The 20308-nt window shown below is 54.7% G+C and carries 21 protein-coding genes and 1 tRNA gene; 21 read left to right on the plus strand and 1 reads right to left on the minus strand.

Annotated elements, in window-relative coordinates; all coding sequences use genetic code 11:
• Positions 1–33 precede the first annotated feature (33 nt).
• The 17 genes from MKFW12EY_RS10555 to MKFW12EY_RS10635 all read left to right on the plus strand — a co-directional run bounded on the left by MKFW12EY_RS10555 (position 34) and on the right by MKFW12EY_RS10635 (position 12242).
• On the plus strand, positions 34–795 hold the full coding sequence (locus MKFW12EY_RS10555) for a complement resistance protein TraT (protein WP_082889452.1): 762 nt from the start codon (positions 34–36) through the stop codon (positions 793–795).
• A 150-nt stretch (positions 796–945) separates the two neighbouring features.
• Positions 946–2037: a redox-regulated ATPase YchF gene (gene ychF, locus MKFW12EY_RS10560; RefSeq protein WP_054760384.1), complete on the plus strand. Its 1092-nt coding sequence runs from the start codon at positions 946–948 to the stop codon at positions 2035–2037.
• Between the two features lie 54 nt (positions 2038–2091).
• Positions 2092–2168: transfer RNA gene (locus MKFW12EY_RS10565), tRNA-Met, on the plus strand.
• Between the two features lie 163 nt (positions 2169–2331).
• Positions 2332–3549: a tyrosine-type recombinase/integrase gene (locus MKFW12EY_RS10570; RefSeq protein WP_054760395.1), complete on the plus strand. Its 1218-nt coding sequence runs from the start codon at positions 2332–2334 to the stop codon at positions 3547–3549.
• A gap of 3 nt (positions 3550–3552) precedes the next feature.
• Entirely contained in the window at positions 3553–3792 is a 240-nt protein-coding gene (locus MKFW12EY_RS10575; protein ID WP_054760382.1) for a phospholipase D-like domain-containing protein, read from the plus strand.
• Positions 3793–3902: 110 nt separating this feature from the next.
• A complete protein-coding gene (locus MKFW12EY_RS10580) occupies positions 3903–4442 on the plus strand; it encodes a BAR domain-containing protein (RefSeq protein WP_221054508.1) in 540 nt (179 codons plus the stop codon).
• Between the two features lie 91 nt (positions 4443–4533).
• Positions 4534–4809: a helix-turn-helix transcriptional regulator gene (locus MKFW12EY_RS10585; protein ID WP_054760379.1), complete on the plus strand. Its 276-nt coding sequence runs from the start codon at positions 4534–4536 to the stop codon at positions 4807–4809.
• A complete protein-coding gene (locus MKFW12EY_RS10590; protein ID WP_157199270.1) occupies positions 4806–5312 on the plus strand; it encodes a hypothetical protein in 507 nt (168 codons plus the stop codon). The genes MKFW12EY_RS10585 and MKFW12EY_RS10590 overlap by 4 nt, the downstream gene beginning before the upstream one ends.
• A gap of 289 nt (positions 5313–5601) precedes the next feature.
• The gene (locus tag MKFW12EY_RS10595) at positions 5602–5844 is read left to right on the plus strand and encodes a hypothetical protein (RefSeq protein ID WP_054760376.1); all 243 of its coding nucleotides are present in this window, start codon (positions 5602–5604) and stop codon (positions 5842–5844) included.
• Positions 5841–6218 (plus strand): DUF7673 family protein, encoded by a 378-nt coding sequence (locus MKFW12EY_RS10600; RefSeq protein ID WP_221054509.1) that lies wholly within the window; start codon positions 5841–5843, stop codon positions 6216–6218. The genes MKFW12EY_RS10595 and MKFW12EY_RS10600 overlap by 4 nt, the downstream gene beginning before the upstream one ends.
• Positions 6215–6601 (plus strand): hypothetical protein, encoded by a 387-nt coding sequence (locus MKFW12EY_RS10605; protein ID WP_054760373.1) that lies wholly within the window; start codon positions 6215–6217, stop codon positions 6599–6601. Before MKFW12EY_RS10600 ends, MKFW12EY_RS10605 begins: the two co-directional genes overlap by 4 nt.
• A gap of 120 nt (positions 6602–6721) precedes the next feature.
• On the plus strand, positions 6722–7066 hold the full coding sequence (locus MKFW12EY_RS10610; RefSeq protein WP_221054510.1) for a hypothetical protein: 345 nt from the start codon (positions 6722–6724) through the stop codon (positions 7064–7066).
• Positions 7063–8007 (plus strand): toprim domain-containing protein, encoded by a 945-nt coding sequence (locus MKFW12EY_RS10615; RefSeq protein ID WP_221054511.1) that lies wholly within the window; start codon positions 7063–7065, stop codon positions 8005–8007. The genes MKFW12EY_RS10610 and MKFW12EY_RS10615 overlap by 4 nt, the downstream gene beginning before the upstream one ends.
• Positions 8000–9991 carry a cell wall-binding protein gene (locus MKFW12EY_RS10620; protein ID WP_221054512.1) on the plus strand — a complete coding sequence of 664 codons (1992 nt, stop codon included), beginning with the start codon at positions 8000–8002 and terminating at the stop codon, positions 9989–9991. The genes MKFW12EY_RS10615 and MKFW12EY_RS10620 overlap by 8 nt, the downstream gene beginning before the upstream one ends.
• 472 nt (positions 9992–10463) lie before the next feature.
• Positions 10464–11099, plus strand: coding sequence for a hypothetical protein (locus MKFW12EY_RS10625; protein WP_221054513.1), 636 nt, complete (start codon positions 10464–10466; stop codon positions 11097–11099).
• 215 nt (positions 11100–11314) lie between these two features.
• Positions 11315–11536 carry a hypothetical protein gene (locus MKFW12EY_RS10630; RefSeq protein ID WP_054760365.1) on the plus strand — a complete coding sequence of 74 codons (222 nt, stop codon included), beginning with the start codon at positions 11315–11317 and terminating at the stop codon, positions 11534–11536.
• A 148-nt stretch (positions 11537–11684) separates the two neighbouring features.
• Positions 11685–12242: a recombinase family protein gene (locus MKFW12EY_RS10635; protein ID WP_054760363.1), complete on the plus strand. Its 558-nt coding sequence runs from the start codon at positions 11685–11687 to the stop codon at positions 12240–12242.
• Between the two features lie 184 nt (positions 12243–12426).
• Here the strand turns inward: MKFW12EY_RS10635 and gvpU are convergent, their stop codons facing one another.
• A complete protein-coding gene (gene gvpU / locus MKFW12EY_RS10640; RefSeq protein WP_174893222.1) occupies positions 12427–12888 on the minus strand; it encodes a gas vesicle accessory protein GvpU in 462 nt (153 codons plus the stop codon).
• Between the two features lie 139 nt (positions 12889–13027).
• Between gvpU and MKFW12EY_RS10645 the strand changes: the two genes are divergently transcribed.
• The 4 genes from MKFW12EY_RS10645 to MKFW12EY_RS10660 all read left to right on the plus strand — a co-directional run bounded on the left by MKFW12EY_RS10645 (position 13028) and on the right by MKFW12EY_RS10660 (position 20100).
• Positions 13028–13264: a hypothetical protein gene (locus MKFW12EY_RS10645; RefSeq protein ID WP_054760358.1), complete on the plus strand. Its 237-nt coding sequence runs from the start codon at positions 13028–13030 to the stop codon at positions 13262–13264.
• 121 nt (positions 13265–13385) lie between these two features.
• Positions 13386–15944: a transglycosylase SLT domain-containing protein gene (locus MKFW12EY_RS10650; protein ID WP_157199268.1), complete on the plus strand. Its 2559-nt coding sequence runs from the start codon at positions 13386–13388 to the stop codon at positions 15942–15944.
• A complete protein-coding gene (locus MKFW12EY_RS10655) occupies positions 15941–17653 on the plus strand; it encodes a hypothetical protein (protein ID WP_054760354.1) in 1713 nt (570 codons plus the stop codon). The genes MKFW12EY_RS10650 and MKFW12EY_RS10655 overlap by 4 nt, the downstream gene beginning before the upstream one ends.
• Positions 17650–20100: a hypothetical protein gene (locus tag MKFW12EY_RS10660; protein ID WP_221054514.1), complete on the plus strand. Its 2451-nt coding sequence runs from the start codon at positions 17650–17652 to the stop codon at positions 20098–20100. The genes MKFW12EY_RS10655 and MKFW12EY_RS10660 overlap by 4 nt, the downstream gene beginning before the upstream one ends.
• Positions 20101–20308 lie beyond the last annotated feature (208 nt).

The raw sequence follows: 20308 nt of genomic DNA on the forward strand, positions 1-20308 counted from the left end.
TTATTTTTGGATCATTATTATTTGGAGATATAGATGGCTATTGCTCGAAACACATTCATGAAACTTGCCGGTGCGGCGGCTATAGCCGCAATGTTGGGCGGGTGTGCCGCCGTACACACTTCGATCGCCAAAAAGGACCTGGACGTCCAAACCAAGATGAGCGATACGATATTTCTCGACCCGGTCGGGCCGGAACAACGCACCATTTTTCTCGATGTGCGAAATACCTCGGACAAAGCCAATTTCGACGTGATGTTGCCGGTAAAGCAGGCCTTGCAGTCCAAAGGCTACATCATCTCCAGCGATCCGGAAGCGTCGCATTATTGGTTGCGAGCCAACGTACTCAGCGTCGATAAAGCCAGTCCGACCGCAGCGGAATCGGCGCTACATTCCGGATACGGCGGCTCGTTGGCCGGTGCGGCGGCCGGTGCGGCGATCGGCGGCGGCTTGGGCGGTTGGTCCGGAGCCGGTATCGGCGGTTTGGCCGGTGCAGCCGTTGGCGGCGCAATCGAAACCATCGCCGATGCTGCCGTCAAGGACGTGACGTATATGGTGGTCACCGACATCGAAATCGCCGAAAAAGCCAAAAGCGGCGTCGTGATCAGACAGGACAGCCAACAGGACGCCAAACAAGGCATCGGCGGTTCGCGCCGGCAGACTTCGTCCGAAGTCAGCGATCGCAAAAAATACCGCACGCGTATTGTCAGCACCGCCAATCAGGCGAATTTGGAATATGAAGAGGCGGCTCCAAGCTTAACCTCGGGCCTGGTTAGATCGATCTCCGGTTTGTTCTAAACTGCTTTTGCTTCAGCCGATACCTTTTGCTGCCGCTCACGCCGAGCGAGGGTATCGGTTCTCAATTCGTAAAATCGCTGTATAATCCGGCGCCTCTTCAACCCGGCCGTCTTGTGCCGGACGTCCCTGTCAAAATTCGAAATTATTGCTATGGCACTTCATTGCGGAATCGTCGGCCTGCCCAACGTCGGCAAATCAACTCTGTTCAACGCGCTGACTAAAGCGACTATCGCCGCCGAGAACTATCCTTTTTGCACTATCGATCCGAACGTAGGGGTGGTGCCGGTGCCCGATCCGCGGATGGACAAACTGGCCGAAATCGTTAACCCGGAGCGGGTTTTGCCCACGACCATCGAGTTTGTCGATATCGCCGGCTTGGTAGCCGGCGCCTCCAAAGGCGAAGGCTTGGGAAACCAGTTTCTCGGCAATATCAGAGAGACCGATGCCATTGTGCATGTGGTGCGCTGTTTTCACGACGATAACGTGATCCACGTAGCCGGCAAGGTCGATCCGATCAACGACATAGAAGTCATCAACACCGAATTAGCCCTGGCCGACATGGCTTCGGTGGAAAAGGCGTTGCAGAAATCGGCCAAGGCTTCCAAATCCGGCAACAAAGACGAGCTGGCCCGGAAACAGGTGCTGGAACGGGTATTGGAACACCTGAATAACGGCGAACCCGTCAGGACTTTGGGGCTAAGCGAGGACGAGGCCAAGCTGATCAAGGAATTATGTTTGATCACGATCAAGCCCACTTTATACGTGGCAAACGTGCAGGACGATGGGTTCGACAACAATCCGTTGTTGGACAACGTCAAAGGTTTTGCCGAGCGCGAAGGCTCAAAAGTCGTGCCGGTATGCGCTGCTATCGAGGCGGAGATCGTGCAATTGGACGATGCGGAAAAAGTCGAATTTCTCGCGGATTTGGGCTTGGAAGAGCCTGGGTTGAATCGGGTGGTTCGAGCGGCTTACGAGTTATTGAATCTTTCGACTTATTTCACTGCGGGTGTCAAAGAGGTCAGGGCTTGGACGATCCCGGTCAATGCCTTGGCTCCTCAAGCTGCCGGCGTGATTCATTCCGATTTTGAAAAGGGCTTTATCCGCGCCGAAGTCGTTTCGTACCAGGATTTTGTCAATTACAAAGGCGAGCAAGGGGCAAAAGATGCCGGTAAATGGCGGCTGGAAGGCAAAGAATACAAAGTGCAGGACGGCGACGTCATGCATTTCAGATTCAATGTTTGACAAGGTTTTGACGCGCCGGTATAATGGCCGCTTGTTTCGTTGAACAAGATTTGTGGCGACATAGCTCAACCGGTTAGAGCGCGGGATTCATAACCCCGAGGTTCCAGGTTCGATTCCCGGTGTCGCCACCACTTATCAATACAACGAAGTATCAGGAAGTACATAAAACCCGCAAGCTGAAAGGCTTAGCGGGTTTTTTATTGTCCAGCACTGTCTAGCCTCATCTATTGACATGCCGCCATTTTGGGCGGTATTTTTGGCGGTATATCGCAACCTTGCCGATTTGGTACCGCCATGCCATTAACTGATACCGCCATTCGTAACGCAAAGCCCAATCCGGATAAGGCTTATAAGCTGCAAGATGAAAAAGGCCTTTACCTTCTGGTGAATCCTAACGGCGCCAAATACTTTCGATACAACTATCGTTTCAGCGGCAAACGCAAGACTCTCGCATTAGGTGTGTATCCAAATACCACACTGAAAGACGCTCGTGAAAAAAGAGATACCGCCAAAAAGCAATTAGAAGGCGGTATCGACCCCGGCGAAAATAAAAAGGCAGTCAAACAAGCCAAAGCCGAAAATGCGTCGAATGGATTTGAAGTGATTGCTCGTGAATGGGGAACAAAGAAGGTTGAAACCTGGAGCGAGAAAAACAACCGATCCAAGCGTATGCTGGAACGCAATGTTTTCCCGTGGCTTGGTAGCCGGCCAATTACCGAAATTTTGCCGAAAGATATTCTGGCTTGCCTGCGCCGCATCGAAGAGCGTGGCGCAATTGAAACCGCCCACCGTACCCTGCAAATCTGCGGACAAGTCTTTCGCTATGCGGTCTCCACTGGCCGCATTGAACGAGACATTACCCAAGACCTAAAAGGGGCCCTACCGCCAGCCAAGGGCGAACACTTCGCCGCAATCACCGAACCCAAAGAAGCCGGACAACTGTTACGCGGCATCGATAGCTATCAAGGCTCATTGCCTGCGGCTTGTGCATTGAAATTGGCTCCGCTCGTGTTCGTCCGGCCTGGCGAATTGCGAGCCATGCAATGGCAGGACGTGGATTTGGAAACGGCCGAATGGCGTTATTTGGTCTCCAAAACTAAGGTACAGCACATTGTTCCGCTGTCGAGGCAAGCCGTCGAAATTCTCAAAGAACTGCATCCAATGACCGGTCATGGTCGTTTCGCGTTCCCATCGGAACGAACGCCGTCGGGTGTTCGCTGCATGAGTGAGAACACCCTAAATGCTGCCCTGAAGCGTCTGGGTTACGGCAAAGACGTGATGACCGCCCACGGATTTCGCGCCATGGCCAGAACCATACTGGATGAAGTGCTGGGCTTTCGGCCGGATTTTATCGAGCATCAATTAGCGCACGCCGTTCGCGACCCGAACGGCCGTGCTTATAACCGCACCGCGCACCTGCCCGAACGCAAAAAAATGATGCAAGCCTGGGCGGATTATTTGGACGGTTTGAAGGCCGGGGCTCAGGTGATTCCGTTGAGGCGGCAAGGTTAATACGTGGCGGAGTTTCTAAAAAACCACGGCATTACGGATGCCATCGAAGACTTGACCCGCAATGCCAACCGCCGGTTGGTATTGATCAGCCCCTATTTACAGCTAAGCGACTTGATCAAGCGAACGCTCGAAACCAAAGTGCGCAACGGCTTGCCTGTACAGATGGTTTACCGCGCCGACAAACGGCAACCCGACGATATTCAGTGGTTCGCACAGCAACGCTTTCAGGATGTAAGTGGGTGACACTTACATCCAACCCCTTTAACCGGATAGCCCGACGGGGCGACAAGCGGGATTCGTCCCCCGCTTCCGGTTAATCCTTTTTGGACGCCGAAACACCTTGACGAGGTTTTATGTGCTTTGCAGCCTTAGCTACCTATCGCTCGCATTGGCCACCGAGGCCAACTCTTATAAGTGGCTACTTCCATCTCAATTTTGACAAACAGCCAGAATGGGGAATTGATGAATGGCGAGATTATGCTCGTTACCTAGAAGAACGAGGCCAAAGCCTAGCCAATGATTTAAAGAAAATAAGAAACCAGCTATACGAATCTCAAAGCAAGCTAAAGCGAAGCAAAAAAAATATCTTACCTAGCCGAGGGACACTTGTAACCGGTTATGCCCCTTGCCCTAAAAAAGGGCCCGGAAGACCACAAGGCAGCACGCGACGCAGCCAATATGCTGACTGCGCAGCCAGGGCGATTGAAATCAAAGACAGCCATCAGGAAGGCGGCTTTAAGATTACGGACATCGACGCCGCGAAGAAAGCACTAATAGAAGCCGGCTATGCAGAACGGCTCGCCAATAAAAACAAAAAACAAGTAACCAGACAAATGACAGAACTCAGAAAACAGAGAGGAACTAACCGAAAACGGGCCGCTAACTACAAATAATTTAAAACATCAGCTTTCCGTTTTATCCGAAAAATGTAGCCGATATTGTTCAGCCATACATCCAAAGCAAGCCAGAGGAGGCTTAAAGCGTATGGCAACATCGAGCACACAACATATAAGCCCAGACAAACCCGGATTTTTCCGAATTTGGCAAATTGTCGGCGATCCAAAACGCGGCATTGAGCCGCTTATTCCTATCGGCCGTTCAACATTCTTGGCCGGCGTCCGCGAAGGTAAATACCCCAAACCCGTGAAGTTGGGGCAGAAAACTACTGCCTGGCGCAAGACCGACATCCAAAAATTGGTCGATAGCTTCAATCAGCCACAAGAAAACGGTAAATCAAACGGTGACGAGGTGGGCGCATGAAGCAAAAAACATTACCACCCGCACCGCCACCCTGTTCGAAAGGCGGGCCAACTGCGGAAACCTTAGCCATGGTAAATTCCGCGCGCCAATCGTTTGGACTTGCGCCCTATTCAGAAAAAGACCCTTTCGCCCCTTTTTCTTGGCCGATTGATGCCGTTCCGGTGTTTACCAGGGCGGCGCTGAACCTGAATACAGTCTTTATTAGTGATTGCCGCGGATTTAGAACGCCAGAGGAAACAGCCCCGGCACACATGACCGTCATGCTCGTCGGCTCGCTTTTGGACGGGTTCGCGCTCCTCGCCAAAGCCGATGGTCTTCAGAGCGCATGGCACCAACTCTCGATTTTGGAGCGTGTTTTGCAATGCGCAACGGAAACGTTCGAGATTGTCAAAAGCCATCCGGACGCCAGTGCTGAGGAAAAATCGTGGTTCATGCGGCGGACGGGGTTCCGAATCGACCTAGCCGGGGAGTTGCTTAGTCAACTGCGGGAGTTCGCGAGATGAGTTTGACGAACAATCACGCAAAGTCTATTCTGTACTCGTCAGTGAACCCACTGGCCCGGACTCTCAACCCGGCAAGCAATGGCGCACAGACGCCGAATTATGGCGTTTTTTATTGCCCAAAGAAAATAGTCGCGCCCGTGGCGCGCATATTTGTCATGGTGGCGTGTAGAGGGCCGCTTTCGAGCGGGCCGGCTCCATTGCCCGGTGTTGAGAACCCGCTACACGTCGCCGCCCAAAGATTCTCAACCTTTGCGCGGCGGTTTACATCCTCAGCAATGGAGCAACCGCTATGAACACCCCAGCCGTGGGCAAAATCCGCCCAATCACCAAGAAACAACTCTCTTCCTTAACCCAAAAACACTTCGGCCTGAAAAAGCCGTTTCAGCCGCTGATCGAGATCCGCAAAGGCTATACCGGCCACTGGGAGATCTACAACCAACATCGCTCAGAATTCGGCGTTACCGACGAGCAAAAAACCTTCATGCTTGACTTGATCGAACAGCATGGCGGCGTTGTTGGGGGTGCGAAATGAGCTCGAATACTGTCAATTCAAGTTCTCCGGCCGGTACTCATCCGCTTAACGATTTTTTCCAGCAAATAGCCGAACTGGACACCGAGCGCCAAGCCGCCACCGTGGCCGGCATTCCGGCGTTGATTCGTTTGGCCGACGTGGCTGAGCGCGACAGCGGCCAAGCCAACACCGTGCGCAGTTTCCTGCTGGGACTGTATAACGGCTACCGCTTTCCCTTCAATTTGACCAGGCTAAGAGGCTTGGATAAAGCCCTGTTCGACGATTGCATAGCCGTGCTGACCCTGGACGCCAGGGCGACCGCTCAAGAGGTGCATCAATACTTGGAAGATGGTGCCGACCGCTTCGAACGCTGGGCGGTGGGAGGTGTGCTGTGAGTCCGATCTATCGCCAGTTCCAACATCGAATTCCGACGACCGATGCCAGCGACCTGGAGGCCGCAGCCGGGCAAGTCTTCATGATGGCAAATCGAAGCCAAGCTTTGCTTGCCGTGCTGTTGAAAACCCTTTACGAAGACAGCGAACCCGATAGCGAGCAGCTCATCGCCATAGTCGAAGCGGTACAGGGCGAAGCCCAGGATATAAAGGCGATGGCTAACCTGATGGCGGCCGCCGCAATGAATCGGGCCCAGAATGCGACCAACGCGGGAAACCAGGCAAACACCGGGAACTTGTTCGAATTCGCAAATCGCAGACCGGAGACTCAAGCCGACGCCGATAGATTTAGCGAGCGTAAAAACCGACACACCGAAGGCGTATAAAAAAAACCGCCGATCAACACCACTTGACCGGCGGTTTTCGTGTATCCGTTGCCAACAATTGCAGGGCCATTTTAGCCCATGGCAGCGGGATTTGCACGGCCGCCGGAAGGATACAAATCGATGCTATTGAATTACCAATACAGCCCCGCGCATGCGGGGATTTTATTCCCGCAAAGCGCCTATGCCGCCAGCGCCGACCCGGCCGAGCAGAACCGCCGCGGGCCCAGAATTGAGACGCCGCGCCAATTGCAGTTTTTGGAAGGCTTTCTTGATGGCGAGTGGCATACCGTCAGCCGTGAAGACGAAAGCCGTTTGATCGACGGTGCCTTGCTTGATCTGGGCTGGCGGTTCGCGTATCGGCCGACTTACGACGGCCAGGACGTCTTTGCTCAGTACCAGCTTTCTCGGTGGCAAATTCGCTTACTGAAGCGCCTGAGCCGCCGCCTTGCGGAGGTAAGCCAATGACTTACCGAACCATCGAAGACGCCGCGCGCGTTGCCTTGAGCGAGCTTGGCTTGTTGCCGCCAAAATCTTTCGAGCCAGACAAATTCCACGTCGTCGACGCTGAAGACGGCCGGCGCGGCAACGGTGCTGGCCGGGTGAAGGTCTTTGCGGACGGCAAAGGCGGGTTTGCTCAGAATTGGCGCACTGGCGAGCGCCGGTCGTTTTTCCTGGATGGCGAGGCCAGCAGCAAACCGAAACCGCTATCGAAGCGGGAACGCGCCCGTATCGAGCGGGAGCGCCAGCGCCGACAGGCCGAAGAGGCTGATAAACGCAATCAATCCGCACAGCGGGCGCTGAATATTTGGCAGGCGGCCGCTGCCGCACCCGCCGACCATCCCTATTTGGCGCGTAAGCAAATCAAGCCGCACGGCGCCAGGATTGGCCGTTGGCGGCGGGTGATAGAGCGCGACGGCGGCCGGGCGACATTGACCATTGAAAACGCGCTGTTGCTGCCTTTGTTCGACCCGTCCGGAACGCTACGCAGCCTGCAAGCGATCTTTCCGGCCAAACATCCGGTATTGAATCGGGATAAAGACTTTTTACCGGGCGGCGGCCTGGCCGAACTGTTTTGGTGGATCGGCCCGCGCCCCACCCAACCCGACGCCACGGTGTTGATTGCCGAAGGCTTTGCCACCGGTGCGACTTTGCACGAAGAGACAGGCTATCGCGTGTACCTGGCATTTACAGCCGGTAACTTGCTGGCCGTGGGCCGAATTGTTAGACAAAAACTGCCGGCGGCAGACATTGTGTTTGCTGCAGATAACGATCAGACCGAGGGCAACCCCGGCTTGACCAAGGCCACCGAGGCCGCCGCCGACGTGGGCGGCCGCGTGGCCGTGCCGCCGACATGGGGCGACTTCAACGATTACGCCCTACAACGGAAGGTAGGTGCTCATGAGTGAGAAAAAACCGCCTGTGCTCGAAGTCGTTAAGGGCGCGAAGCCTGCCGAACCGGCCAAGACTAAGAAAAAAGGCAGCGGAGGCGGCGCCGGAAAAGGCTCTGCAAACGTTGTCCGATTCGGGGAATATGGCATCGAAGACGGGCGCTTCGTTCAATTCAAACTGATGCGGACCCAAGGCGGCGGCGATCGTTCAGAAGGCTCTTTCCCGCTGTGCGATTTTACTTGTCGCATCGTTGAAGAAATCGTGGCGGACAATGAATTGAGCGAAGCCAATTTTCTACGCATAGAAGGGAAGCGGGCCGACGGAATTGCATTGCCGCCAGTCGACGTGCCGATGAAAGCCTTTTTCACCAACCAAGGAAGCTGGGCCAATGATTATTGGGGAACCTTACCCTTCATCTACCCCGGCGCCGCCAAGAAAGATAATCTTCGCGCGTGCATTCAGCTTTATTCCGCACTCGATGGCAATATCCCGCGCAAAACCATTTACCAGTTTATTGGATGGAAGAAGCTGCAAAGCGGATGGCACTATCTGCATGGCGGTGGCGCCATTACTGGCGACGGCCTAACGGATAGCGTTCAAGTAGACTTAGGCCCCGGTAATATGAGCCACTATTACTTGCCCAAAGCTCCCGAAACAGAACCAGCCCATCGCGCCGCTACTGAGGCATTAACCCTGCTTAGCATTTGCCCAGCCAGCCCACAAATCGGCGCCGCCCTGCTAGCGGCTATTGCTCGCGCCCCGCTGCGCGAAGCGCAAGCAATCGATTTCGCCATTTGGTTGCATGGTCTTACCGGCTCCCGTAAATCAGCCGCCGCCGCTATTGCCCAAAGCTTTTTTGGCAATTTCGGTGCCCGGAATTTTCCAGCAAATTGGACCGATAGCGCTAACGACGCCGAAGCCAAAAGCCACCAGGCGAAGGATGCGGTTTTCATCATTGACGACTTTAAGCCCTCTGTGAATCGAACCGAGGCCGATAAACAGCACGCGATGGCCGAGAGGTTGATTCGCAATACTGGAAACCAAGCAGGCAGAGGTCGGCGGAGCTCAGACATGCGAGGTCTGGCCGCGCCGTTCAATCGATCAATGACCATCGTCACGGCCGAGGATTTACCGCGCGGGCAGTCTCTATTGGGCCGATTGTTGGCACTGGAGATTAAGCGGGACTGCGTTTGTAACCAAACGCTGACACAACTGCAAGCCGCAGCCAGAGAAGGCAGGCTTGCCGGGTTGATGAGCGCATATTTGCAATGGCTGGCGCCACGAATGGATAAATTTAAAGCCGATTTGCCAATCATTATCGAGCAATTGCGCAACGGTGCGATACGCGACGGATTCTGCTCTTCGCATCCCCGCGCCCCCGAAATTTTCGCCAGCTTGGTAGCCGGGCTTGAGGTGTTTTTTGAGTTTTTAGACGACTTGGGGGCCATTTCCACCGAACAAAGCAACTGTTTACTCGGCCAATGCGAGGCGGCGCTAAAGCTAGCGTTCGCGGAACAACATGCCTATCAATCCGAACAAGACGAAACCGAACGTTTTTTGGCTTTGATCCGCGCAACATTAGCGGCCGGCAACGCCCACATTTCGAACCGGTTAAACCAAGGCCCACCGGAAACGGAAACAACTCGGTTGTACGCTTTGGGCTGGCGGGATGCGGGTACCGATGACGAAGGCAATAAGCAATACAGAAGCGTAGGAGATTGCCTTGGCTGGTACGCCCAAACAAATAACAACAGCCAAGACGAAATTTGGCTGGAGCCGAACAATGCCTATCAGACGGTTTGCAAATTCGCCCGTGACCAAGGTGACCATTTTTTGATTAACGCATCGACACTTTGGCGACGAATGGCCGACAAAGGGCTACTGCTGAAAAGCGAGCCGGACAGCAATTCAGGAAAACCAAGGCCAACCGTCAAGCGAATGATCGCCGGCCGCCATCTTCGGGTATTGGTCTTGAGCGCCGGCTTAATCGAATCCGTGTGAAGCCAGTAGCGGACAACTGCAACACTTAGAAGGGGGTATATATAAATTTCCTGGGGAATCTGGGGAGAATAGTCTTAATCCCTTGTGTATCAAGGCTTGCGGGCTCCCCATATGGTAAAAAAATCCGGGGAAATTCCCCAGAAATTTGGGGAGACTCAGCAATAGGAAAGCGCTCAGCCCCCAAAACCCCTCAATTCCGGGTGTGACTACAACAGCGCAACACTGAAACACTGTTGGGGAGCTCCCTGCAGAAAGTCTAGGCTCTGGACCACCCGCCAATACCGTTGCAAACGCGAAAATCGGCATCAATTTTCGCCTTTCGTCTCCCCGGAAATTTTTGGGGAGTTCCCCATGAAAACGGAGACATTGGGGATGCTGCAAGCCGCGCCAGCACTGGGATTAAGGCCTGTCTCCCCGAATTCCCCAGGTTTTTGCGCACACCTATAGTCACTGTATTTTTTTGATAACGAACATGAAGACAAAACAGACTGGAAATTTATCGCCCACCGCCCGAGACAAAAGCCGCCAGGACAAAACAAAAGTGTACCGTCAGGAAATTGAAGACGAATGGCGGGAAACTGAGCTTGGTTACATGACGAATAACCCCAGGAATCCGGCCCGGTTTTACATGCTGGCGAAATTGGCGAAGGCCGCCGGAGACGACTTTCGCAAAAACGGCCATAACTACAGCGAATGGGCGCGTAACTTTGCATTCGATTGGCGGCCGGCCAATGCTGGATCCATCAAAGTGCAGTATTACATTACCCGGTTCGGCTACATTGCACTAAAGCCGCCGGCGTGGTGCGTGTTTACCCGCGCTGCCATGGGCTTAAAGCAGGCAAAGGGCCACTATCAAACGAATGCGGATTTCAATAAAAGGATTGTCGATTACCTCTATTCGAGCGAAACGGCTAAGATCGACCGCTTTACCGTCAACGACTTGCTGATAAGAGCGGTCGGCCTTAGCGAATTGGACATAAAAATCAAGCAGCAAACCGATGTGGGCAGATTGATGGCATTTTTAGGTTGGGATCGGCGGCGAGAAACTATTCCGCCTCGCCGACACTATTACGCCAGGCCAGCAAAAGACAGGCTGTCCAACACATAGAAGGCAAAAAACATGTTTACTTTTGCTAACTTTTTCTGTGTTCTATCCAAAAAAGGTAAACATAAAATAAACAAAATGCGGATTTTTGGGCCGCATTTTTTGCAAAAACCCGCCGCTATCGTTGCGCAATAAAGCCAGGCATGCGACGGGCCGCCACTATGGCGTAAGCGGGCGGGGTACGGGGTGTATCTTTATTTTTTATTGGCGGGCCAATCATGAACAAGCTGATTAACACCGAAGAACTGAAGGCCGCATTCGGCTACCAACGCCCGGGAGACCTAGAGCGCTGCTTGAGGCAACAAGGCGTGAAATTTTTACAGGGGAAGGATGGGCCGGTAACCACGATAGACGCTCTGAATGCCGCGCTTGGCATCAGCCTTAGTGACTTAGACGAAATACCCGAGCCGATTGAGTTTGCGCCGACAGCATTCAAGTAATCGGAGCGTTAAGTTAAGTACACATTTTTTTACACTGTCAACCATGCCCGCAAACCCGCTTTACACCATGTAAAGTTAACTTGATTTGACATTTTATTTACACATGTTAAGCTGACTCTAAAATATTTGTTTACACAGGGTGGCAGCTATGAAAGGTCAAAACGTCGGATACATCCGGGTTAGTTCAACCTCGCAAAACACTGAACGCCAACTGGCGGATATAGCGCTTGATCGCGTCTTCACCGAGAAAGTCAGCGGCAAGGATACCAACCGCCCCGAGCTGGCAAACTGCCTTAACCACTTACGCGAAGGCGACGTGTTACACGTGCATTCGATAGACCGCCTGGCGCGCAACCTGAAAGACCTGCAAAACATCATTGAGCAATTGACCGGAAAAGGTGTCTCGGTAAAGTTTTACAAGGAGCACCTTACCTTCGAAGCGGCCAGCGCCTCGCCGATGCAAACCTTAATGCTGCAGATGCTGGGCGCGTTTGCCGAGTTTGAGCGGACCTTGATTAAAGAACGCCAACGGGAAGGCATCGAAGCGGCCAAGGCCCAGGGGCGGAAGCTCGGCGCCCCGGCCAAAATGACCGCCGCGCAGGCTGCCGAGATAAGAGCGAGAATCGAAGCCGGCGAAGAGAAAAGCGCGGTGGCCAAAGCTTATGGCATCAGCCGGCCGACTTTGTATAAATTGCTAGCGGCTTGATTGCTTGCCTCAAAGAAACCAACCGTTACGTTTTCTATTTCAGAATCGCAAAGGACAATTGATCGGTCAAAAGCTGGCTTTCGCGCTTGTTGGGTCATGACAAAGGATGTCCTCGGAGAAGTCATTCGACTTCCATTCAACGCGATCTGCATAGCTTTTCGCTCAGACCTCGTTGATAGCAGGGTTAACCATTGGAAAAGCTACCTAGAATGAAGCCTCCGACCTCTGCAACCCTGCCGCGCCACAAAACGCCCTGACTTGTTGGGAGAGGATTTTGGCCGGGATGATAGAACTGCGCATTCCTTAGATGAACAAAATTGGACGGGGGACAGTCGCTTTCTTCCTCGGGAGCGACATCGTAGACTTTCTTGTACGAAGAGATAAGCTTGTGAAAAGGCTCAGAGAGCTCGGGGCTGTTCTTAAAGCCACCGGAGAATTGGGCTGCAAACTCTTCAAAGTATTTGTCACCACTGATAAGCGTACCCGAAACCAACATGCCACTGACTTGGAGAGTAATACCCACTTCGATTCCCCAAAGATTGGCAAAACCAACCAAGTTTTGAAGGAACCAGTCGGTCTTTGCTACAACCGTGACGGGCTGAGTTTGGTCTTCTACTCGTGGTGGTACTGCGTTTTGTTCAGTCACTTTCTGCTCCCTTTGGGTTAATGTGTGAGATGAATTGAGGCGCCGCCGATACCAGGACAGACATTACCGGCGCACTGGACAGGGATGACACAGCTAGCCCCATCAACACCTCTCGGACGATTGTAGCCCAAGCAGCACCTTGGTCGAAAGCAGCAGCGCCGACCGAGAGAAAGCGCAATTACGCAAAAAAAGACTTGACAAGGTTTTTCGCGCAAAAACCAATTTTTTACCATCTCTGACGCTACCACACGGAAAGCCGTTATTCGCTTCCGACAATCAGCCAGGCGCCGAGCCTGAGCCGCGGCAATATGCAGCCATCAATCCATTGCCTTACGGCGCGTGTGCGCCATTCTCGAAGGCGAAAATCGAGTTTTAAAACCGGCCTTATAATCACTAAACCACTGATTAGGCTTGGTTTTGTTCGCATTCAATTTAGCCATATCAGTTATTCACCTTTTTAGCGGCATTCAGGCCGCAGCAATTTAGGAGTAACCAACATGGCAATTAGAGTACCAACTGCCGACAGCTTCGGAACACAGTTGCGCGGGCTGCCCGATGTTCGCCAGCGCAACCAACGCACGGCGGCGGATTTTCAAGAGCCCGGCCAAACCCTTGCGCTGGAAGCCGCCAACCAAGCCCTTGAATCGTTCAACAAAGCGGCGACCCAACTTGCCAAACAGGAGCGCCAAAAAACCATCGAGATGCAGGCCAAGGCCGGAGCCAACGAACTGGACGCATTCGACCAAGATCAAGCGTTCGGCAATCGCGATATTGGCTGGGATGGCTGGCTGAATAAAAAGGGGGCGGCGGCATTTAAACAGGATGACGGTCGCTTTTTGGCCGATGTGATTCTGGAAAATCGGCAGAAGAAAATTGATGCCATAAAACAGAATCTGGGCACTGACGAAGCGCGGGAAATGCTCGGCGAATATGCCGACCGTTCCGGCGTCAAACTGCAAGGCTTATTGAAGCGACACGAGAACGAACAAAACAAGAGTTTCAGTATTGGCACCCTTGCCAACCGTATCGACGTTACCAAGCGAGAGCTGGCGCTTTACAACAACGACGAAGAAACGCTGGCAACTGGTATCGAAAAGATCATGCAAAACGCCAAGGAATTGGGAAAGGTGCAGCACGGCAGCGAGGAACTGGGCATGGTCGAAGGTCGCAAGCAAATATCGGATGCCTTGCAACAGGCAATGCTGACCGCTCTACAGCGCAACGATTACGGCACTGCCATGAAGATTCAAGACCGTTTCGGCGAACACTTAGATCCCACCGACCGCATCAACACCCAAGACAAAATCGCCGAGCATTGGGCGGCCAACTTACTGCAAACCCAGCCCGAGCAAGTAGCCGAACTACTGAGCGCCGACCCGCTGAAAAGCGCCATTCGTCAGCAAGAAAGCAATGGGCGAGATTTCAACGACAACGGCGAGCCGCTGGTATCCGGCGACGGCAAATCAATGTTCGCCATGCAAGTAACCCACGACACCGCCGCCGATCCAGGCTTTGGCATTACACCCGCTCGCGAACGATCCGCCGCAGAATATAACCGGGTTGGTTCAGAGCTGGTAGACAAGCTGCGGGAACACTACCAAGGCGACCCCGCCAAAGTTGCCGCCGCGTACAACGCCGGCGCGGGCGCTGTCGATAAAGCGATTGCCGAAGGCGGAGAAAACTGGATCGATCATATACCGGAACCGACTCGGCAGAACTACATCCCTAACGTGTTGCGCAATCTACGCACCGGCACCCCGGCCGACTACATGAACTCAATGGACCGCCGCAAATGGTTAAATGCAGCGCAAGCCCAAATCGAACACGGGCGCAGCGTTTACGCTACCGAATTGAAACGGGCAGTAGACGATCAATACAGCCAAGCGATCAACACCGGACAGGCCGGGGCCTTGGTGCCACCCGAAAAATTTCAGCGGGCTTTTGGCGGTAAATGGGAGGCCAACTACCAGGACTATCGCGACAACATGGATTTTGCCGCGGCCTATTTCGGCGTCAAAACGATGCCCACCGCGCAAGCGTTGCAACTGCTGGACGCCAGTAGACCCAAGCCCGGCACTGCCGATTTTGAACGCGAGCAAAAGCAATATGACGCGCTTTCCAAGGCGATTTCAGCGGCGGAAAAAACGCGCGACTCCGATCCTATCGCGTGGGCGGCCCAAAACGGCTACACCGTTAACCCCATAGACTGGAAGAATCGCCAAGACGCTCAAGGCGAATTGAGCCACCGCGGCAACATAGCCCGCCAACTCAAGGAGCAATACGGTACCCGGCATGCCATTCTTACCAACACGGAAGCCGACGACTTAACCCAAACCCTGAATGACGGCAGCGAAGAAGAACAGTTAACCGCGCTCGAAACGCTGGCGGACGGGATCAACGAACCAAGCGACTACGCGGCCACCTTGCAACAAATCCGCCCCGACTCCCCGGCTACTATCGTGGCCGGCTCATTGATCGGCATGGACCGCGTTCAGAGAATCCCGGGCATTTTTCAGGATTCGATAAACGCTGTTCGCGGCATTGATGTTGCCCGCACCATTTTGAAGGGCGAAGCGATCTTGAACCCGAGTAAAGCCGAACGTGGGCAAAACGGTAAATCGACCGGAGTTGCGCTGCCGGCAGGCTTAAACCAAGCCATCTATGGCGAAATCGGCGATGCTCTGGCCGGAGACATGCAAACCGAGCAAGGCGTAGTTTCTGCTGTTCGGGCCTATTACGCCGCCAAGATGGATAAAGCCAAGGCAGCAGGCAATGGTGTACAGGATACGTTGTTGAGCGAGGCTATACAGTCGATCACGGGCGGAATCACAGAGCATGCCGGCAAGAAAATCGTGATGCCGTTCGGTATGAACGAAACCGATTTTCTGGACCAAGCCGAGGCCAAACTAAAAGAAGCCTTGGGCGCGAAAGCGGCCTTTGTCGCCTTCGGCAAAATGCCGTTGATTCCGGTCGGCGCCAATCGGTACGCGCTGCAAAATGGCACATCCATGCTTAGCGTCAATGGCAGCCCGGTAATTTTGGAGTTCGACCGATGAGCTATTTATTCGATACCTTAAGCCCCAATTTTGCCCGCAACCAGCAAGCTATGCTGGAACGTGATCGCGCCGAGTTGCCACAGCCGGAGCCCGGCGTGTTCACCGGACTGGACCAGGCGGACACTTACACCAACGCCCTGGAAACAATCGGCCAGGAAGCCAAAGCCGTTGGCGGTCTAGCATTGTCGCAATGGCCGAAAGCCTTGGACAACGCCCTGGACAGCGGCGATACCTTTCAAGATTTGTGGTTGGGCGCTGTGGTCGATCCGGCCATAACCCAGCGCAAGGCGATTCGGCTCGATCCCCGCACACATGGTATTGCCGCGCAAGTCGTCAACAGCTTGGCGACAATGTTGCCCGAAGCTATCGCGGTTGGCCCTCTAGGCGTCGGCCTGCTATCGGGAATCAGCGACACGGCCGAACAAATCCAGGAAGGCAAACCATTGGCCCCCGCCGCAGAATTTGGCGCGGTAACCGGTGTGGCGAATGCCATAGGTCTGGCGGCGCCGGCCGCGCTACCTGTTTCAGCCGCTTGGAAAGCGCCGGCTTTGTTGCAGCGGATAACCACCGGCGCCGCAACCAATCTGGCGCTTGGCATTCCAGAACGCTATGCCAAGCACCAGATTTTGGCGGAGGCCGGTTATCCGGAACAAGCCGAGCAATGGCGCTGGAACGACGCCACGGCCCTAGCGATTGATGCTGCGCTTGGCGCCGGCTTTGGCGCGCTCGCCCATGTGCAAGCCAAACCGTCCGAAATTGACGCAGCATTGTCGGCAAACGAAGCCCGCAGTATCGATAGCCGTGCGCCCGGCCTGCCGATCACAGCAGAAGCCGCGAACGCCCACGCGGAAACATTCTATCGGGCAATGGACCATGCGCTGAACGATGAAGCTATTCGGGCGGAATTGCCGATGAGCGAAAGGCCGCTATTCTCGCCGGATTTGATAGCACAGGCCGGAAACCGGATGAGCCGCGGAGAACGGCAAACCCTGGAGCGGCAGAAGGCAGACATCGAATACAAGCTGGCCGACTTCGATAACCAAGCCTCGCTTTCAGGTTACGCAAAAGCCGATTTTATCGACCAGGCCCGCGCCGAGCAGCCCCGGTACCCGGCGCGGAGGATTGCCGCGCTGGCCGAGAAAATGGCGGCAGACGCCAAGCAAAGCGACCGAGCCGAACTGCAGTCTCTTCTTGACACAATCAGCCGCAAACTGACGCAAGACGACCAGTACCGAGCCGCCCATGCCGAGCTGTCGAGGATTGAGCAAAGCTATTGGCGCGAAAACGGTTTCGTTCGAAATGCTCAGGAAGAATCAACCGCGATTGAGCAAGGCGCACGGCCCGCCGATCCGGAAATATCCGCCGGCCAGACGATGAGAGCCGCCCAGCCGGCGCAGCAGCCATCGGCGCGCGATACCGCCAGCGTAATCGATCAGCCTGCGGCACATTCGGCGCCGGACAAGCTGCAAGCATCGGTCGGGCAAACGCGGCCGCGAAGCGTATCCCCTGAAATCGACAGCGCCCGACAATGGCTCGATAGCTACGGCGACCGCGTCATGCCCTACCTGGACGACGACGGTAACGAACGTCAGGCCAGCTTGAGGGATCTCTTGAGCGAGGTCGACAACGATTTGGCCGACCTGGACTGCATCGACGCCGCCACCCAGGCCGCTATCACCTGCTTTTTAAAATTCGGAGACACTGTATGAGAAATGACTGCATTAACGCGGTAGCGCAAGCGCTGGGCCGGCCGCTGAAAGCGATTGAAGCGCAAAAAATTGAGCAACGCATTCGCGAACAAAAAGTATTGCTGGCCAACAAAGATCGGGCCGCCTATCTCGGCATGTCGGAAGCTCAACGGCTACAAGCTGCAGCGAAAGCCGCCGCCGAACAAATCAAAGCCGACGCACTGAAAAAACAACAACGTATCGGCCTAACGATTCTCGCGAACCAGCGCTTGAGCGATTACTTCGAACGGCAACCGGGGGCGATACTCGACAGTATCGACCGCGTTCTGGCGCCGCGCTTCGACGGCCAGGACCATATCCAATCCGCCGAGACCAAGTATCGAGCCGTATTCAACGAGTACACCCGCAGCCTGTCCGACGCGATCGATGCCTTTGGCCCGAAGCTGTTAGGCATCCTGCAAAACGATGCGGCCATGGTGCCGGTATTCAGGGAGCTGCGCGGTACCGACACTGGCAACCCAGAAGCGAAGGCCTTTGCCGGCAGACTGCGCGAAACCTTTGAAGCCATGCGCAACCGGTTTAACAATAACGGCGGCATGATCGGCAAACTGGAGGACTGGGCGCATCCACAAACCCATTCAAGCTACCTAATCTTCAAAGCTGGTAAAGCGGAATGGGTGGACTTTATCCGGCCGCTATTGGATCGCAGCCGCTACACCCGTGAAGACGGCATGCGAATGAGCGATTCTGAACTGAGCGAGTTCCTGAGCCATGCATACGATTCCATCGTTTACGATGGAGCGTTGAAGCGGACGCCCGGGCAAAGCAGAGGCAGCGCCGCGCGCGCTAACCGCGGCCGCGAACACCGGCAATTACACTTTTCCGGGGCCGATGCCTACTTGCGCTATCACGCCCGCTTTGCCGAAAAGTCCCTGATGGCAACCATCGTCGGCCACGTCAATCAGATGAGCCGAGATATTGCCTTGATTGAGACCTTCGGGCCCAATCCGGATTTGATGTTTCGCACCTTCCTGGATAAAGCCGAGCAGGAAGCGGCGCAAGCCGGCACTGCGCCCGAACGAATCCACAAACAGCGCGGCTTTGCCGAGCGATTGTATGACGAAGTGGCCGGCAACGGCATGCAGCCTGGCAACGAAACCTTGGCCCGCTGGGCGTCTGCGGTACGCAGTTACTTGAACGTCCGCCTGGGATCGGCCGTGATTACCTCTTTCGCCGACGACGCGACCGCAATTGTGACCGCACGGGCCTTGAATATGAGCGGTACCGACTACCTGTTGGGCCAAATCAAAGCCCTGGGCAGCGACGAAGCCCGCCGCCAAGCCCGCGCCCTGGGTTTCGGGCTCGATACGGCGCTATTCGCAATTGACCGCTTCGGCCAGGAAAATCTAGTCAACGGCTTTGCGGCCAAGGTATCGGGGGCCGTGATTCGAGCGTCTGGCTTGTCGTTTATGACCGAAGCCCGTCGGCAAGGCTTTGCGGCAATGATGATGCATCAATTGGGCGACATGGTTCGGCGTTACGACTCGCTGGAGAAGCTGGACGGCGGCGACCACTCGTTATTGCTGGCGAAGGGCATTACCGATGCCGACTGGCAAATCTGGCGACAGGCCAAGCCCGAGGAATGGCAAGGTACGCCGGTTTTAACCGCCCGCGCCATTCTGAATGTCGAAGGCGATGCCAAAGCCATACAATCGGCCGCCGATAAGTTTCAGGGGGCGATCCTGGAAGAAATCGGCAATGCCATTATCGAACCCGGCGCCCGCGAACGCGCGATGACGACCGGCCGCTTGCAGCCCGGTACGGTGCTGGGCGAATTGGGCCGGTCGGTACTGCAATTTAAATCGTTTCCTATCACGATGATGACGCGACACTGGCGGCGCATGCTCAACAATCCCGGCCGAATCAGTAAGGCCGAATACTCCGCCGCTCTGATTGCCGGCACCACGTTAATGGGTGCGGTCGGCGTGCAACTCAACGAACTACTGAACGGCCGCGACCCGCTGGACATGCAACAACCGGCATTCTGGGGCCGTGCTGCGCTCAAGGGCGGCTCGTTGGGTTTTTACGGCGACTTCCTGCAATCGCAAGCGAGCCAGCACGGTACCAGCGCCTTTGCTGGCATGCTGGGGCCGTCTTTGGGATTGACCGAAGAGCTGTTGAACCTGAGCCAAGGCAACATCGTGCAAGCTCTACAAGGCGAAGATACTCACGCCGGCGCTGAAGCGCTACGCATGCTGAAAGGGATTACGCCGGGATCTTCGCTCTGGTACGCCAAAGGCGTCATGGACCATTTAATTTTTCAACAGTTGCAAGAAATGGTTTCGCCCGGTTATCTGCGGCGAATGGAGCAGCGAGCGCAACGGGAGTTTAAGCAGAGCTACTGGTGGAAGCCTGGGACGAATACGCCACAAAGAGGGCCGAATTTGGATCGAGTAACAGGACAATAAAAACCAAAAACTAGGGCAAGGTTTTATTGGTGGCGGTATTTTTGGCGGTACTTAGTCGGCAAGCAATGTAACGAATCCAGAAAAATCGGGAGGTTTAGAGGCTTTTGTGGGAGACGGTGTCAAATAAAGGGTCTAGGATTCGTCCTAAACCCTTTTTTTATGCCCGCGCGCCGGCTTTTCCAGTCAAGAAGGCTAGGCGGAGCTGTCT

Origin of the sequence: Methylomonas koyamae, from assembly GCF_019669905.1 — a bacterium.
In the GTDB taxonomy this organism is placed as follows: Bacteria; Pseudomonadota; Gammaproteobacteria; order Methylococcales; family Methylomonadaceae; genus Methylomonas; species Methylomonas koyamae.